General features: G+C 65.7%; 1 protein-coding gene. It reads left to right on the top strand.

The annotated features are described in order from the left end of the window. The coding region (gene metK, locus Q3C01_RS44865) for a methionine adenosyltransferase (protein WP_458151748.1) at nucleotides 1–662 on the top strand (662 nt) is incomplete at both ends.

Here is a 662-nt window from a genome sequence, read left to right as displayed (position 1 = left end):
GTCGATGCGCTTCAGCCGGGCGAGGTCAAGGAAGAGGGCGCAGGCGACCAGGGCATCATGTTCGGCTACGCCACCAACGAGACGCCCGACCTGATGCCGGCACCGATCTTCTACGCCCACAAGATCCTGCGGCTGATCTCCGAAGCGCGCCACTCCGGCCGCGAGAAGGTCCTGGGCCCGGACTCCAAGAGCCAGGTCACCGTGCAATACGAGAACGGCAAGCCGGTCGGCGTGCGCGAGATCGTGGTCTCGCACCAGCATCTGGTCGAAGATCTCACCTCCAACCAGGTTCGCGACATCGTCGAGCCCTATGTGCGCGAGGCGCTGCCGAAGGACTGGATCAACGGCAAGACCATCTGGCACATCAACCCGACCGGCAAGTTCTACATCGGCGGTCCCGACGGCGACTCCGGCCTGACCGGCCGCAAGATCATCGTCGACACCTACGGCGGCGCGGCCCCGCATGGCGGCGGCGCGTTCTCCGGCAAGGATCCGACCAAGGTCGACCGTTCGGCGGCTTACGCTGCGCGCTACGTCGCCAAGAATATCGTCGCGGCCGGTCTTGCCGATCGCTGCACGCTCCAGCTTGCTTACGCCATCGGCGTGGCGCGTCCGCTGTCGATCTACATCGACACCCACGGCACCGGTAAGGTGTCGGAGGA

The sequence above is a fragment of the Bradyrhizobium sp. UFLA05-109 genome, assembly GCF_054185165.1.
This window is presented reverse-complemented; position numbering and strand designations above follow the sequence as displayed.